Consider the following 19964-nt stretch of genomic DNA (forward strand, 5'->3'; position numbering starts at 1 on the left):
GTGGAAGCTTACCAATTGTAAACATCATTAATTATTGATGCCTAAAGCCAAAATCTAACTTTGTCGTGTGTTGACTTTGCTTAGTTGCAAGCACCACTCTCTTCATAAAAGGTTATAAAAATCAATACGAATTATCTAAATGTCCGAACAACTCATTCCGCCAAACCAAACTGTAAATGGAGTCGTACCATTTCTCACAGAAATTTCTTCAATATTTTCAGATTCAACTTCCTACTGGGAAAATACGATCAGAAGCTCATTCAAACTAGTCGGTGAATACCTTGGGGTAGATCAAATTGAAAGTGTAATAAAGTCATCAGATAAAAGTCACAAATACATGATTTCATGGACTTTAGATGAAACTAAGAAGTCTTCCAGTGCTATCAAAGAGGAAAGCGATCTTATTAATTTTCTATTCAAAAATCAAAGTGACAGCTTATTCTATTTTCATACTAACGACTTACACACTCCACCCCAGCTTAAGAAAATATTGCGCCTTAAGAGGCATAGTTCAGTGGTGCTTTTTAAGATTAGCTATCGCAATAAAAAACCAGGGTATATAACATTCGGCTTTAGTGATAAATCCCGTGATTTAAATAATGGAGAGTTAGACTTTATCAAAACATTTGGTGCATTAGCAGCAAACTTTATCGTCAATCAGCAGCAATCAGCAACAATTAAGAAGTTGGTTGAAAAAAATAGTGAGCAGGACCGAAGACTAAAGGAGTTTGCATTTATCACCTCGCATCACTTACGTGCATTTAGCAGCAATCTTGCAAGTCTAACGGAATACTTATTGATCAATCCTAATGAACAAAGATTCATTGAGATGATTAGTAACTCTGTAAAAAAGCTAAACGGATCCATAGCAGATATCAATGGAATATTAACACATGAAAACGATCTGATTACAGAAGAAATGACCAAGGTCAAAGTGTATGCGGTAATCAATAAAGTATTGGATTGGCATAAGAAGGTGATTGACGCAAATGAGATTGAAGTAGAAAATTTATTACCAAAAAGACTTACAGTCAACTCTCAACTTGAAATGTTGGAAAATATATTCAGCCATATTTTTTCGAATGCTATTAAGTTTGGTACAAATCATGCAACAAAACGGATAAGAATTGATCACTCTGAAAATGAAGACTATTTGATCATTAGAATTAGAGATTTTGGAGGAGGAATCGATATGAAAAAGTATGGCAATAAACTATTCAAGGCTGGAAGTAGATTTAGTAAGAATAGTAATTCCAATCTTGGAATGGGCTTATTTCTATCCAAGTTCCAAATGCAGAAAATAGGTGGAAGAATCCATCTGAAAAGTGAGCCGGGGAAAGGAACCTCAGTTCAATGCTACCTTCCGACGGGACGTTCCTAAATCATTTTGCACTAAGTCATTTTAATTAAGATAGATTTCATAAATCTATTTGTTTCATATTTTATACAACTAATTGATTACTTTCACGTATTCTACAACAAATAAAATGAGAATACATGAAAGGGACACACATTGGAGAGCTAGAAGAATTGGTGTTGCTAACCGTCGGGTCACTCTTTGACGAAGCGTATGGCGTTGCTGTAATGGATGAGGTAAAGGAAAAAGCTGGCAGAGATATGAACATAAGCGCTGTGCATGCTGTGCTTAGACGCCTAGAAGAGAAGGGATTACTCAAATCAAGAATGGGAGGATCTACTAATGAAAGAGGTGGTAGAAGGAAGCGGTTATTTACACTAACCAAAGAAGGTAAGTTAGCAATTGACCAAAGTATTGCTTTGCGTCAAGCCTTGTATGAGAGAATTCCGAATATCACATATAATTTCTCCATATGAATACTCAGCCACCTAAATGGGCCGATCGGTTTCTTCGGTGGTATTGTAATCCACGATTCTTAGAGGAAATAGAAGGAGACATCTACGAACTCTTTGACAGACGCATTGAGCGTAAGAACCCTAAAGTGGCCAAGGTCAAATTTGTTTGGGACGTATTTCGATTCTTTCGATGGTCCAATATCAAAAAGTCAAACTCAAAATTTACTACTATGAACCAATTTATGCTTTTCAAGAATTACCTAAAGCTCGGGATTAGGAACATCCGCAAGAACATTGTCACCTCTTCTATTAATATTTTCGGGCTAGCTATTGCTATTTGCTTCGCTGTTTCTATATACATATTTAATGATATGTCACTCAATATGGATGGCTATCATGCAGATGGCGATCGAATCTACCAAATCACTAATTATATAGAGCAGGATGGTAGTCAGGAGCTTTGGGGAGATACACCGATTGAATTGGGACCAGATTTAGCTTCAAGTCAATCATCGATAGAGAATTTTTCGAGAATTGAATTTAGAAGTTCGAGCGTGAGGTCTGGTGCCGATGTATTCGATGAGTTTATACTCTTTGTTGATCCGGGATACTTTGAAATGTTCGATTTTGAAATGATAAACGGGAATGAAGATGTCTTGCGAAACAAGAATCATGTCGTTATTAGTAAGGAAATGGCCACAAAATACTTCAGCGATGAAGACCCAATAGGAAAGGAACTTTCATTCAAGTTCGGTAATGGGAAAATAAAACGGCTTATGGTAGGTGCTGTGCTGGCTGAGTATCCATATAATACAAGCATGAACTATCAATTCTTCCTTCCGATGGATAACTTTTTTGATCTGGAGATTGAGGAAACGAAGGGATGGGCATTCATGACGGATGCCACTTTCATAATGCTTAAAGAGGGAGAAAGCATTTCATCTATTTATGATTCATTTGATGATTATGTTGAATTGCAAAATAGCAGTAATCCAGAATGGAAGGTTAGAAAATTTGAAGTTATGGCACTTCAGGATCTATCAGCAAATGCGTATAGAATAGTGGGTGCAGTAGCTGGTGGTGGACATCCGGCCGGTAGGGTAGCACTTACAGTCATAGCCATATTTTTGTTAAGCATGGCGTGCTTTAACTTCATGAATATCAGTGTAGTAAGCGCTTCTAAAAGATTGAAAGAAATAGCTCTTCGCAAGGTTATGGGAAGTGTAAGGAAAGAGATTATCAAACAGTTCATGACGGAAAATCTACTTCAATGTTTTTTTGCTTTAATTGTTGGAACCTTACTAGCGTATTTTCTGCTTATTCCCTGGTTTGATCATTTAATTCCAGAGCTAAACGTAGAATTTCGAACTGCAGATCCAATGATGCTAGGAATATTTTTAGTCGGCCTTTTATTGGTCGTTGGATTGATCGCCGGAGCGTATCCCTCATTTTATATATCCAAGTTTGATTCAATCACCATTTTCAAGGGAAATCAGAAATTTGGTTCTAGAAATAAATTCTCAATGGTAATGTTAGGAGTTCAATTTTTCCTAGCTATCACAACCATTGTGGGCTGCTTTATAATGACCGAACAAAACATTTATCTGGGGAAAAAAGACTGGGGTTATGATCCATCGGGGACCATGTCCATTTATGTTAATAATACGGACCAATATGAGTTGCTTAAAAATGAACTTATAAATCACCCTGCAGTTCAGTCATATACAGCTTCAGATTATTTGATTGGACGAGGCATTGCTAAAAGTTCATTGGAGCTTGGAGATAAGCAGCTACCTATTCGACAAATTGCGGTAGGCAAAAATTACTTCGATACTTTTCGCTTCAAAATCAAAGAAGGTAGAGCACTAACCGACAATGCTACAGATCTGTTGGGAAATGTTGTTATTAATGAAAAGTTCGCTGAATCGATGGGCTGGGATAATGCCTTAGGGCAGACATTTCTCTATGATAGCATCAGAAGGACAGTAGTGGGTGTAGTAGAAAATTTCCATTACTATAATTTCTTTTCTGCTATTGAACCTGTAATGATCAAAGGCTTGGATCCAAATCGCGTTCATTATCTTACGATTCAAACGTCACCAGAAAAGCTTCCGGAATTAGAAGCCAGTGCAAGACTAGCTTGGCAACAAATAGCTCCGAATGATCCATTTGATCGTATTTTTCAGAAAGATGCGTTTGATGACTTCTATCAGGAGAATAACACCAATACGACATTATTGCTATTTATATCTGGTATTGCAATAGTACTAGCATGCTTAGGGCTGTACGGGCTGCTCTCTTTTAATGTACAGGGTAAGCTGAAGGAATTCAGTGTACGTAAAGTGTTGGGAGCTGAACCACGTGCTCTGGTAATGATTGTCAGTAAGCAATATTTCTGGGTTCTCTTGATATCGTTCGTAATCGGAGCTCCGTTAGGCGCATATGGAATGATGAATATGGTGACATCCATTTTTCCGGACACCAAATCGGTGAGCGTATGGCCTTTTATTGTGGCTATGGCAATCATACTAACTACACTCATCATAACAGTAGCGGGTCAAATCTATAAAGCCATTAATGTTAACCCCGCAGATTTGCTTAGAACCGAATAAGTAAATGTGAGGAATACTTAGCGTTCAGGTATTCCTCATTTCATTTCAAATGATTTAACCTCATTTCATTAGTTTTATCAAATATGAATGAGGATAAGCAATCGATCGTACCAAAGTGGTTGACCGAACTCCAACAGAGAAGCTGGGAGCCTGAGATATTACTTTCAGGAATTGTGCTTTATGGAATGTTTAAGGTTCCGGAGCTATTGGATGACTTTCTGGTTTTTTTCAAGCTTAATATTTTTGGCAATTCCTCAGATATCAATAATCTGGTTGCCTTATTCAAAATGGGAATTTACTGGCTAATTACCGGTCTTATTCTACATTTAATTTGTAGAGGGATATGGATTGGGATGGTTGGTTTGAGCTACACATTTCCTGATGGCATAGTAAGCAAGAACATTAGCTACAAGGGCAAATTCAAGGACCGTGTAGAAAATACGCCCTCATATGAGCATATCGTCATGAAACTTGAAAAAATTAGTAGCTCGCTTTTTAGTCTCTCCTTCATGCTTTTCATGAGCTTGATCGGAGGTTACTTATTCTTTCTTGTGCTGGTTATCGTGCCCTTTACTGTTGCGTATGTTTACCTTGATCTTGGATTTCAGGGTCCGCTTTTTGATGCGTTTCAGATTTATGTTCTTGTGGTCGTAAGTATTGGTTTACTTGGCCTGGTTGACTTTGTAACTCTTGGATATTTGCGGAGATTTAAGTGGTTTTCAAAGCTTTATTGGCCTATTCATAAGCTGATAAGCATTCTTACTTTATCCCGTTTTTACCGGCCGATTTATTATGGAATTGTTACAAATTTCAATAAATGGGCCTTTTTCTTGTTTCTTGTAGCATTTGCATTCATTAGTATGGTGGGGGCGGGCGCAATTGCCAATACCATTTTTCCAGGTGACAAAGTAAGCAGACTAGAAGTTTGGAATTCAAGGCAGGGATATACAGCTTATTCAGGCAACTATATTGATCAAAATGTGAAACAGCCATCTTGGAGAGCTCAAATACCTTCAGATGTGATATCAGGCAATGTGCTAAAACTATTTGTAGCAGCGCATATTGCCTATGAAGAACGAATGTTAGAGCATACACCATTGGATTCTTTACGTGAAATCTACCCGGATACATTATCGGCAGCACTAGAAGCAATGGTTGTTCAGAACTATTTTAAGATTGGTATAGACTACCAGGAGGCAAATGTTCCACGATGGTATTTTCACTACATGCTTGAATCGGACCAAAGAGGATTTCTTACTTATTTGGATATTAGTGATTTAGATGAAGGAGTGCATCATCTTCAGGTCTCAACTTACACTGATTCAACATTTAGCAGAATCATCTCAGATATCCCTTTCTATCGAGATCAAACACTAGCTCCAATACCCAAACCTGCTCCAAAAGAGGAAAAAGAAAGTAGTCCTGATTTTCAGCCCAAGCCATTTGGAGTGAGAGATTGAAGGGTTAAGAAATACTCATAGTTAATATCTGTTTGATTCTGAATTGTATTGCGCTCAACATTTCACTGTCAGATCAGAAAGAAGTACTAGACCTAGTAGTTAGAGGCTTGACTAAAGTTTGAATTCAATCCATTTTTCTTGTCCTGCGTAAAAGAGTGTAAGTATCATTAGTAGAGGACTAACAATATGCAGAAAGAAAGCTCTGATAGGAAAGTATATCTATGGTCGATTAGTATTGGAATAGGCCTTTCTTTGATCACTTTCTTCTCCAATTGGTTGGGTTTGATTCATAGTGGCGAATCACCAAATATGTACCAATTATTTGACATCTCATTCTACTACTTCACTCCGTTGATAAGCTGGGTATTGCTAACCTTTTTCGCCTTACGATATTCTGAAAACTGGATTTATCGTCGGGAGAGTCTCAAGAAGAAGTTTTTGAAGCTTTTAACTATCGTTATTCTGCTTAGTCCGCTTGTGAGAGTTTTTGATATTCTCGCTGATTTTAGTCTTAAAAACATACTTGGACTTATCCAGATAAACCCTCTTACAATCCTGAATGATGTATGGTTGGTGGTTTTGTTTTCAACACCTGCGGCTGTCTTTAAAATTTTAACAATCATATTTATTGTGTACTTCTTTAAAAGGCAGAGAGTACGATCTTCGAGATTGACTTTGCGAACAAATGATGGAGCCTATCATGTCATTGCAAGTAGTGAAATAATGTATATGCAGGCAGATGGAAATTACCTAAACCTCACAACTATTGAAGGGGCGTATCGGATGCGCAATACGTTGAAGTCGCTGGAACCTTCACTTGGAAGTGACTTCTATCGAATACATAAATCAACTATTGTCAATAGGAACTTCATTCGACAGTTGAAGCATTGGAGAAATGGGGAATACCTCATTATCATGATAAATGATAAGCCTTTAACGTCAAGCAGAAGCTACAAAATTTCGGTTGATGAAATCAAAGAAGTAATCGCGATGCAAAGTGAACAGGTATTTGATCCCACATTAGAAACAGTTCGCCCCACAATAGCGTGAAAGCATGACGCAATTCACCTGAATCAAACATCTTTAATTTAAAAAAGGATGAATGTATTTAAGAAGGTTCTACTGTTTTTGATGTCAGCCAATTTTGCAAATACCTTTATTCAGCACGGCTGGGAAAAGTTTGACGCTGAAGGATTTTGGTCCACTGCCTTCATTGAGAGGTGGGGTTATGGATTATACTTCATGTACTTTATTGGTGTCCTCGAATTCCTGGGAGGAATAGCTATTTTAATTCCGAAAGTCAATAAATACGGAGCGTTTGTCCTTGCCACAGTCATGCTTGGAGCAGCATCTACGCGGATCATCTTCGGGACAAGCCTAGATGATGTTATTTGGATTTTGTTTAGCATGGTGACACTTCTATATATCTCTTTTGCTTACGGAATGGATAAAGAATTGACCTACTATTATAAAAAAGTCAGTAATACGAACAACTGACAATACTATGGAAAGGTATAACTGCAATTAATTAGTTTTGAAGCTTAACCTAATTGAGCCAAACTCACCTTTCGTGTCAACACATCAAACAAAGATATTGAAACCCATAGTGGGTGTTTTTCTAATTACACTACCAATTTTATCAATGGCCTTAATCTATCAATTGTGGCCTGAATTTACGAATCAGCAAACATGGAGGGAGTCTAGCTCAGTTTTGGGTTACGATATCAACGTTACTGCTGAAAAACGAGTTATTCTATTGGTCATCCTGTCCGGCTTTCTTGGGAGTTATGTTCATATCACTACATCATTTTCCAATTTTGTTGGCAACGGAAAATTCGAGGCGAGTTGGATGTGGTGGTATATTTTAAGACCAATTGTAGGTATGACGTTGGCTCTAATATTTTATTTAGTGTTTCGTGGCGGATTATTTGCGGGAGATACATCAGCAACTGATTTGAATCTTTATGGCGTTCTGACTATTTCCGCACTGTCAGGACTATTTTCAGATAGAGCAACATTGAAACTAGCCGAAATATACGACAGCCTATTCAAGCCGGATGATAGGAGAGAGGGAAAGCTTAATAAGTAAATGGAAGAATTGAGAAAGTGATCAGGCAGTTTTTTCGTAATCCTTGGGATGAAACTCAACAAATCTGAAGTTAAGACCAAGTAAATCGCTATAGTCTTCTCCAGCTTCTAGCATATCTTCATCGTCTTGCTCGTAATACCATCTTATGATCACCTCCTTACCTTTATTTTCAAGGGCTTTTAACTCTTTTAAAATATCATAGATGCATTTGGAAGAGCTTGTATTGAAGTATTCCATTTTGATTCTAACATCAAACTTGTCGACGCTTATCTTATTTGAAATCACTTCTTTAAGAGGATCGTAAAATTGAATGGAATTTTCGGGACTAGATCTTCCGTATAGCTTAAATATTCCTCGGTTTGGATCTAGCAAGACTGCAGGTGTATTTCTCGTAGGGTATATCTTGATTGGTTCCATTGGTTTCTTCCTTCAAGTATAAATAGAATAAAAATTTCGGAGAACCTTGTATTCTTTTAGGTGAGCAGTTCTATAAGTTCGTTTAGTGGTCTTTCTGATTTGACAAAGATTTTAAGCTTCTTATAAATTTTGATCACATAGGGTCAAGAAATTGCTCTGACACATTTTTGTAAGTGCAAATTACATAGTCAATGGTTGCTCCATCCAAAATTGGATGTGCGTTTACTTCAAGCCAAACTTTGTCATTTTTAAGCGGACGGGAAACTCCCATGATTACCCCTTTTTTTTCCTTATAGTTGGTTATAACATCAATTATTGGGAAATCATATTGCTCAAACTTCCGTCCATCTTCATGGGTAACTTTCCAATATGGATCCATTGCTGAATTACCCATGAATTGTTCTTTGCTAAGACCTAAAAGGTCGTAGGCAGCTTGATTGCAAATGAGTGGAGAGGCGTTGGAATTATAGACTCCAACACCAATATCATGGCCATCGACCAACTGTTGAAAGGCTTCTTTGCTTTTTAGATAGGCTTCATTCAATTGCTCAATGTCCAGGTGGGTATCCATGGTTACTCTTAATCCAATTTTAAATGATGAACGTGTTCATCAATCAAGTCGATACGCTTAGTTACATTGATTACGTACTTGGCCAGTTCCTTTTCTAATTTTTCAACTTCCTTATAGTATGGAGAACCGCTAGACTTATCATATTTTTCTTCAATTTCAGCGAATCTTTTGCACTCATCTTTAAGAAATGCTTTGAAATTTGGTGTAGTGTAATCTGTTTCAACAGTAAGGATATCTTTCAAGGTTGCTGTTGCTTCTTTGTCCTTCACATCCGCATACTTTTCTGTAACGACATTATATAAAACAGTATCATAGTGATGGATTTTATCCAAGAGACTGATTGTATTATCTCTATACTGTTCAGAAGTGCAGTAGTATTTCATCCCAGAATACTTCTGAAGAGATTCTGCTAGTTTATCCCACTTAATAGTTAAATCATCTATTGTGGCAACAATATCTTCATCCTGAGCGAAGGAAAAAAAGGACAATAAGCAGAAAGAAATTGTAAGTAAACGCTTCATGATTTAGGTTTTGGTTAAAAATATCATTCAATTTCGGAGAATTAGGTGATAATTAAAACCAATTTGGTCGATTGTTAAGAACTATAGTTCGAATATTCTATCCAATTAATCTTTCAACTTCCAAGATGATTTAATATTTCTATGAAGAATAGTTTTGAGTTCGATTAAGTTGCACTGATATATTGAATGAATCAACTAGAAAAAAAACTGGGGGTTGCTTTACTGGGATTGGGGAGTTTTAATACTACACAAGTCACTACTGCCATTCAGTCTTCAGCAAATTGTGAGCTAAGAGGTGTCATAACTGGAACTCCTGTAAAAGCTTCGATGTGGATGCGTAAGTATGGACTTGATAAGGATAACGTTTACAATTATGACAATCTCGAAGAAATAGCAAATAACGACAGTATAGATATTGTATATGTCTCAGTGCCAAATTCAAAGCATCTGGAATTTGTTTGTAGAGCAGCAAAGTCAAAAAAGCATATTATTTGTGAAAAACCACTTGGTCTGAATATCTCCGAGTGTGCTGAAATGATATCAGTCTGTGAACAAAATAATGTGAGGTTATCAATTGGCTATCGGCTGTGCTATGATCCCTATTTCGATTTTATAAAGACAATAGGAGAGAAAGAGGGAATTCAGGAATTAGATGGAAATCTATCTTTTGACTTGGCTAGTATGACAGACTGGAGGCTTGACAAACGTTTATCTGGTGGCGGTGCACTTATGGATATTGGAATCTATGGAATATATTCTGCTTGTTATATTTCAAAATGTATTCCTAAGTTCGTAGAGGCAAGGATTCATACCAATAACACTTCCGCTTTTAAAGAAGTTGAGGAATCTGTTTCCTTCACTTTGTATTTTGAAACGTTCGAAGCAAAATTTGAATCTAGCTATTCGGATAACCAGAACTGGCTAAAAATAAAAACCGAAAAAAGTGAGTATGTTCTAAATAATGCTTTTGCGCTTTCCGGGCAAGCTTTGACTAATGGCGTAGAATTGATCAACTTTCCTGATACAAATCAAATAGCCAATCATTTGGATGATTTTGCGCTATCGATTATTAGAAATTCGGAAATTAAAGTACCTGGAAATTATGGGCTGCGAGATTTAGCAATTATTGAAGCTTTGTATTGTTCAGCCAAGTCAGGAAATCATGAGCCTGTTAAGTATGAAAAAAGTTAGTCAACGTCATTTTTTTAGTCCTAATTTTCGAAAAATTACATTTATAGCATGAGTTATTAACCCTACATTGGAATGTAAATTCCAGACAATCTTGTAATGCTTTGCAAGTAATCTCCAACGACCTATATATGAATCGCTGAAGGCTGTTGCAGTAAGATAATGCCTCCTGAATATATTAAAATCATCAGCCTGTTTTTTACGTTGATGAATCTTTATGTATGGCGAAGGATGATCGGTGGGTATTAAAGCTAAAAAAGATGAATCTAAATAATTAGGTAGCTGAATAAATTGCTCATCTATCAAAAAATTCAATGCTCTTTTGATCAGCAGCCCGTACTTTTCTTTTTGAGTTAAACTCAACAATTCTTGCCAATCATTTTTAGTAAAAGTTCTAATAATAAAAACAGAATCTGCAACCCACCTAATTGTGGGAATGGGGCTATATACCATTCCGTGCAATATTATACAAAACAGTTCGTGAGGAGAAGACAGGTATCTGACTCCTGTTTCTGTTTTCTTTGAGGACTCCCAAAAATGATATAGGGTCTCTTTCTTGAATAAGAACTGCGAAAATCTAACATGCAAATCCAACTCGCTATTTCCCTTTTTTAAAGTGATTGCATGAGTTAGCAGGTCTTTCATCTGTTCAATTTGAGCAGGGAACACTACTGTTTTCCAGCCCAATTGAATTAATGTAGGAGCAATGTTCTCTAAATCTTCCTGTTTTACTACTAAATCAAGATCAACAGTTGGTCTTGTGCCAAGATGTGGATAATACCGCGCTATACTCGTGCCTTTAAATGCGATTGCTTGAATGCCTTTTGTATCAAATTTTTCCAAGATTTGATTTAAATCTTGATTAATTATTTGGTTTTTTAGCCACACATATTTGAAGTATCCTTTGAGTTTGCCTATTGTATAATCCTCGTGCCCGTGACTTTTTAAATTAAAATAAAGTAAAGAAAGTAGTCTTTGCGAGCCGAAATCCAGCCTGTCATATACTTGCGGGAGTCCAAGTTCTTTTGAGTTTGCCCCCTCCAAATCAATATCAATTAAGTTTTTCCATTGTTCAAAAAAATCGATGGCTTGATTTGCACTAAGAGATGTACAGGCTTTTAATAGGAGGGTTTGCGTCTGATCAGGAAAGGGACTCATTGTTTTTCTAAATTTTCCTTCTGCGGTCGAGAATACTCTTAATTACTTTGGGAAAATCATTCTTCATTTCTTTGTTTAAAATGGTTTGATTGGAACCATGTATGGTTCTGCTAACCAATACTTCCTGAACTGTGTGAGCTTTCAAACCTTGCTCTAAAGCATGGGAAAACCAATTTAGAAATTCTTGAGTGCCACAGCTGGTAGAGAATTGTCCTATTTTTCGAAATGAGGTTTCCCGAACCATGAAGGTGGATTTATGTATGCCGTTCACAGGTCCTAAATCAACATCAACCAAGTCTTCTAATGTCTCATTGACAATGATATTTTCAAGAAGAGTAAATACCATGTCAACTTCTGGCTTTGATTCAAGAACCTTGTTTTGTAATAAGAGTTTATTTGGCTGCCAGATGTCATCATGATCTAGAAAGGCATATACATTGCCTGTTGCTAGTTGTACTCCATGGTTTAATGCGCCTGCTGTTCCCTGGTTTTTCTGATAAGAATATTTTGCATCAAATTGTTTGATGACTTCACTCGTGTTGTCAGTGGATCCGTCATCAACAACAATAACCTCGTGCGGGATAAGACTTTGGCTAAAAACACTGTTCAATGTTTTTGAAATGAATTTTCCTGCATTGTATGCGGGTATTATTACTGATATTTTGGAAGAACTATTTGTCATCACTGGTGTTCTGTATCTGGATTTTGTCCAAGTTTGAAAGCTCACCAGATAATCTTCTTCGATCTAAAGAATGCTTCAGCGCGGTAATAAAACCACTATCCACAAACTTTAAATCTTTAGTGATATTGGTATTGTGCGATCTCTTTTCAAGCGCTACTCTATCTACTATTTTATGAGGCACACCGGCTTCTCGTAAACGTAGAAACCAATCTTGATCTTCACTTAATTTGAGATTTTCGTTAAAAAGACCAATATTTTTGAATACGGCTTTTTTAATGAGGAGTGAGCCAAGGTATACATTGAAATGTTCTTCGAAAGATCCTGACTGGGTACTGTTATCTTCAGAAAATAAAATGGTTTTGCCTCCAACAAGCATTAGCGATTCATCATTCATCAATTCATCAATTTGCCATCGGATTTTATCTTTAGGCCATTTATCATCAGCATCTAAAAATGAAATTAATTCACCAGCAGCTGCCTTAATTCCAAGATTTCTTGCATGAGAAGGCCCCATATTGGTACTATTTTTTACTACCCGAACATTTGGGAAATATTTTATCAGATAATTCACTGAATCATCGGTAGAGCAATCATCTACACAGATTATCTCCTCAACACCTGCTGTCTGGGCATTAATACTTTCAATGGCTTCTCCTATGTATTTAAGAGCGTTAAATACAGGTATTACCACTGATACTTTCATTTTTAAGCTTTATTGGGCCAACCCTTTTCCTGATTGCTATCATGAATTGGGTCAATCATGATCAAGTCAGACATGTCCTCAAACTTCGCAAACTCGAGATCGTCAAATTCAAGTTTTTCTGGCAAGTCAATATTCGATTTATTCTCACTTAGATTATCGACAACTAAGTTTTCTTTTTTTAGTTGATCCAGGAAGTTCAATACTTCTTTCTTTTGGCTATCTGATAAATTAAACGATGATGTGACTTCTGAAGTCGTATGACCATTTTGAATGAGAGACCACACTTCCATGGCTGTTTTGCGGAAACTATAGTAGAAACCTGATTCTAAGCTGACTACCACAATTTCGTCATCAAATTTATCGCTTACTACTTTAGGGTGGATTTGCATTAGGCTTTCATTTTAGTAGTTCATCAAATATCGTTCATTGGTAAAATAAATGCAACGCTCAATGCGTATATCAGGGAATTACTTTTGCTGCAGTATCCCATTTTCAAGTTCAAATATTTTATCTGAAATGTCATTGAAAAGTTTATGATGGCTAATGACTAAAATGGTTAATTGTAAGCCTTGTTTTATTTCCTTTATAAGAGTAGAAATTGACTCAGCATCTAAATGATTGGTAGGCTCATCAAGGATGAGCAGACTAGGTTCGGAATATAACGCCCGAAGTATGGAAATTCTCTGAATCTGCCCATTTGAAAGATTTTTTCCATCTAGGCCTACTTCTGTATTCAGCCCATCTTTGAAGCCCATCATTAGATGTTTGAAGAGTTCAGAAGTTTCCAATTTTGCCTGATAAGCGGTGTTTGATTGAGCTAAACCATAAGTTAGGTTCGATTTAATTGTTCCATTAACGAGAATTTGATTTTGCGGAACATAGCCAATGTATTCTCTTAGCTTACCTATATCCAAATCGGTATAGTTTACTCCATTTACAAGTAATTGTCCAGATTCTGGAGGGTACAATCCCAAGATTATATTTACAAGTGAGCTCTTTCCTGATCCATTCGCACCGCTTATTGTTACAACTTCACCTTTAAGGATATTGAAACTCACACCGTTCAGAACTTTTTGTTTCCCATATCCAAATACAATATTTTTTGCAGACAAACTTCCATCGAAAACAAAATCCGTATTTGCTTGATTGTTGGATGTTGGGAGAGGAGATGAAAGTAATTCGAATATTCGGCGAATCGAGACCTTACCTTCCTGAATTGAAATCCATTGAGATTGAATATTATAGGCACTTCGCCTTATGAATACAATCAAAAAATATAGTCCAAAAATATTTCCATATGATGCCGTGTCAATGAGAATTTGGAATGAGCCAAGTACAATTAAAAAAATTGCCGAGATGTTAATAATTAAATCTTGAAGCGTTTGCTTTTCAAGCCCTTTTTTTGCTGCATTTTTACCCGAATCAATTGCCGTGTCACTTGCTTCTCCTGCGTATGCATGCTCTTTTGCTTCGTAGTTCCTGAGTTTTATGAGAATGAATTTTTTGGGCAGAAAGGTTACGTAGTTGGTTAGGTTATCGATAGAGTCTCTGTAGTTTTTTATGAAAGAAATGATTGATTTTCTGGCTGATTTTTGAATCATAAAACCTATGCCTCCCAGCAGCAAGCAAGCCAAGCCAATGATGGGATTATATACAATCATTATTATAATACCGAGTGCAAATAATGTAAACTGTGGAATAGCTACTGACAAAATTCCGTCTGTCATCCGATCCACTTTGTCTACATCAGAAACTGTAGAGTTAATCATTTTGGCATGATCGGCGGTATCATAAAACCTTTTGTCTGAATATATTAGATGCTTCAATACATCTTTTTGAAGAATACTTGTTGATTTCTTTACCACTTTTAGAAACAAGTTTTTATAGCCATATCCCATTAGGCTCTGAAGTACTGTCAATACGAAGATCATGATCGAATTGAAGATCAGATCATCCATATTTTTGTTTGGAATACTGTTGTCAAAAATCTTTTTGATGTAGTATAATGTTGGTATTAGCAATAGCGATTGTGCAATAGATATTGCAAATGCATATACCAGGATAAACTTATTCTTAATGACATATTTAGTCAGGTATTTATATATTAACGAATCCATCATTTGCTACCTGCAACAGTTTTATGATCTCTGGTCAACGAGTCGATAAAGTTTTCAAGCAAGTTAGGAAGCTTGTTGAAATCAGCTCCTAAATACAAATGAAATGAAGGGATTTGCTTGATAAATTTGGACATTTTGATAAAGGATTTTTCTCTATATCCCGGAAGTTGAAACAGGGTAGTGGGAGCCAAAGCAATCATTGCCTGAGCCGAGCTACATTCAACAATCTTAGTTTCTCTATTTGTTGTCACGGTGGGGAGAAGTATTGCTTTGATGGGTATCTTCTCTATTAGCGCATTTTCAAACTTCGGATACAACTTTATTCTGTATTTATCTTCAATGGGTGGTGGAAGCGAATCGAGGTTAAGTTCTTTATTGTTCAAAAGCCGAATGGACCGATGATTAAGCTTACTCAGTGAAAAAAGGCTATAGGCCAAATTTAGATTTGAATCTAATAATACATAATCATCGCCAGCAATTTTCAAATTAGAATTGAGACAAGAAAGTGTAGAGGTTGACTTACCGGAACCGCCCTTACCAACAAGTAATAAGCCGCCACTTTCTTTTCCGACAGCCCCTGCATGAATCGGTTGATACGATGAGTCAATCAACCACCAGTGGAAAATCATACGTAATGGAAAATCAGACTCCCAGAATGGAATTTTTGAAACAGAGCTTACCCAATATATTCCCTCATTTGCATTTTTGTTGAACATGTAGATAGCCTCAGATCCAGGCTGTTGCAGAGTGTGAATATTTTCATTCGTCCAAGACTCAATAAGTCCCAGGTGATGTCTGATGCTACCTTTCCAAGGAGTGTCATCAACCAATTCAGAATTCGTACTTTCCGAATCCCAAAAGTATAAGTGAATTGATTTATTTTGTTGTGTTTCGTCACCTTTTTCAAGATGATCAAAAGCTTTGAAAAATGTTGGTACGAGCGAACTTCCAGCAAAGGACAATACGATTTCTAACTCACCAACTACAATGACTTTTCTAATAATCTCAACATTTTTTGAGGCTTCCTGATACTTTGCTTTCAGGATGTTGTAATAGGCTTCTGCTGTCATTTCAGTTTTTCCTTTTTCTTTTGATAGAGTTGAAAATAGCTCTTGATAGCTCCTTTAGTGATTCTTCTGCATGTCTCGATTCATTTTCGGCGTGTATTCTTTTCATTAGCACGATATCGTTTACTTGTTTGAACTCAATACCGTCATCTTTTAATCTGAAAAACCAGTCAAAATCTGAGCAAAACCGGAATGATGAATCAAATTGACCGTATGTTTCAAACAGATTTTTTTTAATCAATGAACAGCCTAGGAGATAACCATCTAATTCGGTCTCCATTTGCTCTTGTTTAACCCAAGAAGGGATTGAGTTCAGCCCATCCAAAAACCATTTTTGCTTACCAATGACCAAACTTGTATTAGGGTTTTGATGTGTCATTGTGACTTTTGATTCCATACTGTTTGCGGTCCACAAATCGTCCTGATCAATAAAGCTGATCCAGTCACCTTTACAATGGTCGATCCCTGTGTTGCGAGCAGCAGCAACTCCTTTATTTTCTGTGTTGATGCAGGTTATATCAGGCATGGATTCGATAATTTCAAAGCTACTATCGGTTGATCCATCATTAACTACAATAATTTCGGATGCTGGGTAGGTTTGGTTTAGTACACTCTCAAGGCATTTCTCAATAAAACGTTCGCCATTATAGACTGGAACAATAACACTGACTTTAGTTTCATGCATGCTCACCAATTCATATCTTCTTCATATCCCAAATTTATCAACAACTCACCCCAATTGCTCTTGAAACACTCTTTGATTGGCTCTGAAAAATGGTTTTTCCAATCACCAGAAATCCCTTTTCTGTAGTGATGACTTATGTCTTCACTTCCTGCTTTTCTTCCACCTCGTTCAAAATAGTTTTTGCGTTTCAGTATTTGATCTACTTGGCTATTAAAAATGAAATTATCAAAGTATAAGCTGTATGCTTTAGTGTGAAATTTCTCATTCAATTTTAAAACCAGCCTGTTATAGTGCGAAATGAGTTTTCTTATGAGTGGAGCTTCTCCATCTTTTACATTATACCCCAAATGCTCCAATATAATCCTCCACTGGTTATCCAAATCAGCAAAAAAGTCTTCAAACTTTAATTCTAGTATTTGAGGCTGATTGTAGTTCCAATTTGCCATATCTATAAATTGTTGCTTTCTACAATCTTCAATTTCAAAGATCAATCCTTCTTCTTTCGATAGATTTTTCAATTGCTCCCTGTGACTTAAGAGATCTTTCCAAATATCAGTTTTATGACTGACTAGATGGGAAAAATATGACGACACTACAATATCTCGAGGATCGCGTATGACATGAAATGCACGATTGAAATCAATTTGCTCTAAATATGCGATGCTGCTATTTGTTACAATTAGGGTATCTATTTGTTTGCTGGGCGCATACTCTTCGAGATTATGAATCGCATGGGTGGTACGGCCCATCACCACAGATATTGTTTCGAGAATAGATCTAATATAGCTGGAACTAGACCTATGATGACCAAAATAGCATACCAAATCAGGCGGATTTATTGTGAATCTTTACCAAATGTAACAAACAACAATGTAGGTTTTTTAGCTTAAGGTCAATTGAATCGTGATTTGAGCTTCAAGAATGGTTTTTCTATCAGATTAAAAGAAATGATGCTTAGCATGAAAAGAAAGACAAGGTTTTGTGGAAATTTCACAAACCAATAATCGTATTTATTACTTAGAAAAAATTGTTGCCATAGATAGATGCTGTACGAATAGATTCCCACGTTAGTTAAAATGTTACTATTCAGGAACTTGAACCATGATTTCTGTGGACCATATACAGAGTATAATAGGATCAATGATATCAACAAATTAGCCAATGTCCCACTTGTCTTTCCAAAAGGTATCCACAAAAAGCCAAGTCCAATTCGATCCAGTGCAACAACACCTATCCTAAAGGTAACTAGCATAATTAACGAAACAGGGAAAATGTATTTCCAATACGGCTGAACTAATTCAATGATTTCTTTAAGGTATAAAGCCACCAGGCATCCGAAAGCGATAGCATCCAAGCGATAGAAAATGGAGTAATGATGGATAAATGATATCTGATAAAAATGATCAAAGACCCTGATTAAAGGAACCAATATGATTATGAAAATTGCGAGTTTCTTTTGGAATTTTTTACTCCGAGTAAAAGCCAAGGGCCACAGCAAATAGAAATGTTCCTCAACACTCAATGTCCAAGCATGCCCGGTCAGAATATCTAGATCATGATTAAAGTATTCTGTATATGTGATGGCAGTTAACCATGCCTTTGGATCAATATAAATCAGATTTAGACTTTGTAAAATGAAATATGAAAACAAGAGGAAATAATATGCCGGGAAAATTCGGAGGATTCTTTTCGTATAAAATTTTCGTATTGAGATTCTTCCTTCCGTTTCATTTTCTTGAATCAAGATCTTGGTAATAAGGAAGCCTGAAATAACGAAAAATATATTTACTCCTAATTGGCCGTCGTAAAGTGGACGAAACATTAAGTTGATCCACCTAAGGTCAAAATCATATATATCCAAATGGTTATTATAAACCAGATGGGAAAATACCACCATTAGAATACTGATGCCTCTTAATCCATTTAAACTAGGTAAACGTTTCATCTGGATTTAAAATTTTTCAGTTAAAGACTACTGTCTAGATGATTTAAACCTCTTGAATTTAGAGATTGCGTATATCAATGTGGTTATCGATATGAAAAATTCTCCTATTTCGGTTGATCTGGCAAACTTCAAATGTGTTTGATATGCCTGATCCGGAAAGCTGCTGATACTTCGAATGAAGTACCCAATCTCAGGAGCTATACCGGAGAGCAGAATGAGTATAAGGAGAAATGAGAGACGTTTTGTGGGTTGAAATACTCGAACAGTTTTGTGCAGCTCCGTTTTAATAACAAACTGAGCATATAAAAGTCCCGCAAAACCGAAAATTATTAACAGCCAATGTCTGTACCGCTGGAATGGAAATAGGTTATGCAGGTTGGTTTCATTTTGGGCATTGTATTGCCTTAGTGATTCCAAATAATTGGTAGAAAGTAAACGTTCACCCCAGCTTAATTCCTCTCCGCAAATAAACAATAGGCCTAAACCAAGAAAGAAGTAACCTACACATATTTCTAATTCCAGCTTGTAATGAAAACAGCTCAGCCTCAGAAGTAAAACAGCTGAAACAAAAAACAAGATTACCTGTAGCCACTCTACAACCCCATCTTCGTCTACCAGATCGAATGCTGTTTGTTTAAAAAAAATTAAAAGAATAATCCAGACAGACGTTCCCAGACCAAATAAGAGGTTTAGAACTTTCCAATGAGAATTTGTTTGATGTGATTCCACAAGATTTTGATGACCCTCTGTCAAAGATAGGGGAATCAAATGTTGACTTTTCAATAGATTGTTAAGGCCGATGATAGTGTCAGTAATTCGAATAATAGAAAATTGATATAGTTTGCTCAATCAATTTTCTGAATATGAATAAGATTATAAAAATTGAATCTAATTTTAGATTTATAAAATTGGGATATATGATTCCTCTTTATACTAC

21 protein-coding genes are annotated in these 19964 nt (G+C 36.3%); 8 read left to right on the forward strand and 13 right to left on the reverse strand.

Annotation, left to right across the window (positions count from 1 at the left end; genetic code table 11):
* Positions 1–139 precede the first annotated feature (139 nt).
* The 7 genes from ACL8WY_RS00525 (at position 140) to ACL8WY_RS00555 (ending at position 7973) form a co-directional block, all read left to right on the forward strand.
* Positions 140–1381: a sensor histidine kinase gene (locus tag ACL8WY_RS00525; protein ID WP_436516293.1), complete on the forward strand. Its 1242-nt coding sequence runs from the start codon at positions 140–142 to the stop codon at positions 1379–1381.
* Positions 1382–1497: 116 nt separating this feature from the next.
* Complete coding sequence (locus ACL8WY_RS00530; RefSeq protein WP_436516295.1) at positions 1498–1833, forward strand: PadR family transcriptional regulator; 336 nt, start codon at positions 1498–1500, stop codon at positions 1831–1833.
* Positions 1830–4424, forward strand: coding sequence for an ABC transporter permease (locus tag ACL8WY_RS00535; RefSeq protein ID WP_436516296.1), 2595 nt, complete (start codon positions 1830–1832; stop codon positions 4422–4424). The genes ACL8WY_RS00530 and ACL8WY_RS00535 overlap by 4 nt, the downstream gene beginning before the upstream one ends.
* Before the next feature lie 83 nt (positions 4425–4507).
* The gene (locus ACL8WY_RS00540; RefSeq protein ID WP_436516297.1) at positions 4508–5884 is read left to right on the forward strand and encodes a hypothetical protein; all 1377 of its coding nucleotides are present in this window, start codon (positions 4508–4510) and stop codon (positions 5882–5884) included.
* A 186-nt stretch (positions 5885–6070) separates the two neighbouring features.
* Positions 6071–6934, forward strand: coding sequence for a LytR/AlgR family response regulator transcription factor (locus ACL8WY_RS00545; protein ID WP_436516298.1), 864 nt, complete (start codon positions 6071–6073; stop codon positions 6932–6934).
* Positions 6935–6982: 48 nt separating this feature from the next.
* A complete protein-coding gene (locus ACL8WY_RS00550; RefSeq protein ID WP_436516300.1) occupies positions 6983–7381 on the forward strand; it encodes a DoxX family protein in 399 nt (132 codons plus the stop codon).
* A 145-nt stretch (positions 7382–7526) separates the two neighbouring features.
* The gene (locus ACL8WY_RS00555; protein ID WP_436516301.1) at positions 7527–7973 is read left to right on the forward strand and encodes a hypothetical protein; all 447 of its coding nucleotides are present in this window, start codon (positions 7527–7529) and stop codon (positions 7971–7973) included.
* Between the two features lie 21 nt (positions 7974–7994).
* Here ACL8WY_RS00555 and ACL8WY_RS00560 read toward each other — a convergent pair whose 3' ends face one another.
* From ACL8WY_RS00560 to ACL8WY_RS00570, 3 genes are all read right to left on the reverse strand, one after another.
* Complete coding sequence (locus tag ACL8WY_RS00560; protein WP_436516302.1) at positions 7995–8390, reverse strand: DUF1987 domain-containing protein; 396 nt, start codon at positions 8388–8390, stop codon at positions 7995–7997.
* 133 nt (positions 8391–8523) lie between these two features.
* Positions 8524–8961 carry a PAS domain-containing protein gene (locus ACL8WY_RS00565; protein ID WP_436516304.1) on the reverse strand — a complete coding sequence of 146 codons (438 nt, stop codon included), beginning with the start codon at positions 8959–8961 and terminating at the stop codon, positions 8524–8526.
* Between the two features lie 8 nt (positions 8962–8969).
* Positions 8970–9482: a hypothetical protein gene (locus ACL8WY_RS00570; protein WP_436516305.1), complete on the reverse strand. Its 513-nt coding sequence runs from the start codon at positions 9480–9482 to the stop codon at positions 8970–8972.
* Between the two features lie 186 nt (positions 9483–9668).
* On the opposite strand from ACL8WY_RS00570, the gene ACL8WY_RS00575 reads away from it, so the two are divergent.
* Positions 9669–10673, forward strand: a complete 1005-nt coding sequence (locus ACL8WY_RS00575; RefSeq protein WP_436516306.1) for a Gfo/Idh/MocA family protein — start codon at positions 9669–9671, stop codon at positions 10671–10673.
* Positions 10674–10679: 6 nt separating this feature from the next.
* Here ACL8WY_RS00575 and ACL8WY_RS00580 read toward each other — a convergent pair whose 3' ends face one another.
* The 10 genes from ACL8WY_RS00580 to ACL8WY_RS00625 all read right to left on the reverse strand — a co-directional run bounded on the left by ACL8WY_RS00580 (position 10680) and on the right by ACL8WY_RS00625 (position 19756).
* The gene (locus ACL8WY_RS00580) at positions 10680–11828 is read right to left on the reverse strand and encodes a nucleotidyltransferase family protein (RefSeq protein ID WP_436516307.1); all 1149 of its coding nucleotides are present in this window, start codon (positions 11826–11828) and stop codon (positions 10680–10682) included.
* 7 nt (positions 11829–11835) lie between these two features.
* The gene (locus ACL8WY_RS00585) at positions 11836–12510 is read right to left on the reverse strand and encodes a glycosyltransferase family A protein (protein ID WP_436516308.1); all 675 of its coding nucleotides are present in this window, start codon (positions 12508–12510) and stop codon (positions 11836–11838) included.
* On the reverse strand, positions 12500–13213 hold the full coding sequence (locus tag ACL8WY_RS00590) for a glycosyltransferase family 2 protein (protein ID WP_436516309.1): 714 nt from the start codon (positions 13211–13213) through the stop codon (positions 12500–12502). Before ACL8WY_RS00590 ends, ACL8WY_RS00585 begins: the two co-directional genes overlap by 11 nt.
* Positions 13214–13215: 2 nt before the next feature.
* On the reverse strand, positions 13216–13602 hold the full coding sequence (locus tag ACL8WY_RS00595) for a PqqD family protein (RefSeq protein ID WP_436516310.1): 387 nt from the start codon (positions 13600–13602) through the stop codon (positions 13216–13218).
* A 78-nt stretch (positions 13603–13680) separates the two neighbouring features.
* A complete protein-coding gene (locus ACL8WY_RS00600) occupies positions 13681–15333 on the reverse strand; it encodes an ABC transporter ATP-binding protein (protein ID WP_436516311.1) in 1653 nt (550 codons plus the stop codon).
* Complete coding sequence (locus ACL8WY_RS00605) at positions 15330–16400, reverse strand: hypothetical protein (protein WP_436516312.1); 1071 nt, start codon at positions 16398–16400, stop codon at positions 15330–15332. Before ACL8WY_RS00605 ends, ACL8WY_RS00600 begins: the two co-directional genes overlap by 4 nt.
* 1 nt (position 16401) lies before the next feature.
* Complete coding sequence (locus ACL8WY_RS00610; RefSeq protein WP_436516314.1) at positions 16402–17082, reverse strand: glycosyltransferase family 2 protein; 681 nt, start codon at positions 17080–17082, stop codon at positions 16402–16404.
* A gap of 2 nt (positions 17083–17084) precedes the next feature.
* The gene (locus ACL8WY_RS00615; RefSeq protein WP_436516315.1) at positions 17085–17831 is read right to left on the reverse strand and encodes a sulfotransferase domain-containing protein; all 747 of its coding nucleotides are present in this window, start codon (positions 17829–17831) and stop codon (positions 17085–17087) included.
* A gap of 143 nt (positions 17832–17974) precedes the next feature.
* Positions 17975–19027 carry an acyltransferase family protein gene (locus ACL8WY_RS00620; RefSeq protein WP_436516316.1) on the reverse strand — a complete coding sequence of 351 codons (1053 nt, stop codon included), beginning with the start codon at positions 19025–19027 and terminating at the stop codon, positions 17975–17977.
* Between the two features lie 27 nt (positions 19028–19054).
* Positions 19055–19756, reverse strand: a complete 702-nt coding sequence (locus ACL8WY_RS00625; RefSeq protein WP_436516317.1) for a hypothetical protein — start codon at positions 19754–19756, stop codon at positions 19055–19057.
* Between the last annotated feature and the right edge of the window lie 208 nt (positions 19757–19964).

Source organism: Ekhidna algicida (assembly GCF_051379705.1).
GTDB lineage: Bacteria > Bacteroidota > Bacteroidia > Cytophagales > Cyclobacteriaceae > Ekhidna.

What these genes read in the sequence shown, in the direction of transcription:
- ACL8WY_RS00525 (WP_436516293.1), top strand. Translation starts at nt 140, where the DNA reads ATGTCCGAACAACTCATTCCGCCAAACCAAACTGTAAATGGAGTCGTA.
- ACL8WY_RS00530 (WP_436516295.1), top strand. Translation starts at nt 1,498, where the DNA reads ATGAAAGGGACACACATTGGAGAGCTAGAAGAATTGGTGTTGCTAACC.
- ACL8WY_RS00535 (WP_436516296.1), top strand. Translation starts at nt 1,830, where the DNA reads ATGAATACTCAGCCACCTAAATGGGCCGATCGGTTTCTTCGGTGGTAT.
- ACL8WY_RS00540 (WP_436516297.1), top strand. Translation starts at nt 4,508, where the DNA reads ATGAATGAGGATAAGCAATCGATCGTACCAAAGTGGTTGACCGAACTC.
- ACL8WY_RS00545 (WP_436516298.1), top strand. Translation starts at nt 6,071, where the DNA reads ATGCAGAAAGAAAGCTCTGATAGGAAAGTATATCTATGGTCGATTAGT.
- ACL8WY_RS00550 (WP_436516300.1), top strand. Translation starts at nt 6,983, where the DNA reads ATGAATGTATTTAAGAAGGTTCTACTGTTTTTGATGTCAGCCAATTTT.
- ACL8WY_RS00555 (WP_436516301.1), top strand. Translation starts at nt 7,527, where the DNA reads ATGGCCTTAATCTATCAATTGTGGCCTGAATTTACGAATCAGCAAACA.
- ACL8WY_RS00560 (WP_436516302.1), bottom strand. Translation starts at nt 8,390, where the DNA reads ATGGAACCAATCAAGATATACCCTACGAGAAATACACCTGCAGTCTTG.
- ACL8WY_RS00565 (WP_436516304.1), bottom strand. Translation starts at nt 8,961, where the DNA reads ATGGATACCCACCTGGACATTGAGCAATTGAATGAAGCCTATCTAAAA.
- ACL8WY_RS00570 (WP_436516305.1), bottom strand. Translation starts at nt 9,482, where the DNA reads ATGAAGCGTTTACTTACAATTTCTTTCTGCTTATTGTCCTTTTTTTCC.
- ACL8WY_RS00575 (WP_436516306.1), top strand. Translation starts at nt 9,669, where the DNA reads ATGAATCAACTAGAAAAAAAACTGGGGGTTGCTTTACTGGGATTGGGG.
- ACL8WY_RS00580 (WP_436516307.1), bottom strand. Translation starts at nt 11,828, where the DNA reads ATGAGTCCCTTTCCTGATCAGACGCAAACCCTCCTATTAAAAGCCTGT.
- ACL8WY_RS00585 (WP_436516308.1), bottom strand. Translation starts at nt 12,510, where the DNA reads ATGACAAATAGTTCTTCCAAAATATCAGTAATAATACCCGCATACAAT.
- ACL8WY_RS00590 (WP_436516309.1), bottom strand. Translation starts at nt 13,213, where the DNA reads ATGAAAGTATCAGTGGTAATACCTGTATTTAACGCTCTTAAATACATA.
- ACL8WY_RS00595 (WP_436516310.1), bottom strand. Translation starts at nt 13,602, where the DNA reads ATGCAAATCCACCCTAAAGTAGTAAGCGATAAATTTGATGACGAAATT.
- ACL8WY_RS00600 (WP_436516311.1), bottom strand. Translation starts at nt 15,333, where the DNA reads ATGATGGATTCGTTAATATATAAATACCTGACTAAATATGTCATTAAG.
- ACL8WY_RS00605 (WP_436516312.1), bottom strand. Translation starts at nt 16,400, where the DNA reads ATGACAGCAGAAGCCTATTACAACATCCTGAAAGCAAAGTATCAGGAA.
- ACL8WY_RS00610 (WP_436516314.1), bottom strand. Translation starts at nt 17,082, where the DNA reads ATGCATGAAACTAAAGTCAGTGTTATTGTTCCAGTCTATAATGGCGAA.
- ACL8WY_RS00615 (WP_436516315.1), bottom strand. Translation starts at nt 17,831, where the DNA reads ATGGGCCGTACCACCCATGCGATTCATAATCTCGAAGAGTATGCGCCC.
- ACL8WY_RS00620 (WP_436516316.1), bottom strand. Translation starts at nt 19,027, where the DNA reads ATGAAACGTTTACCTAGTTTAAATGGATTAAGAGGCATCAGTATTCTA.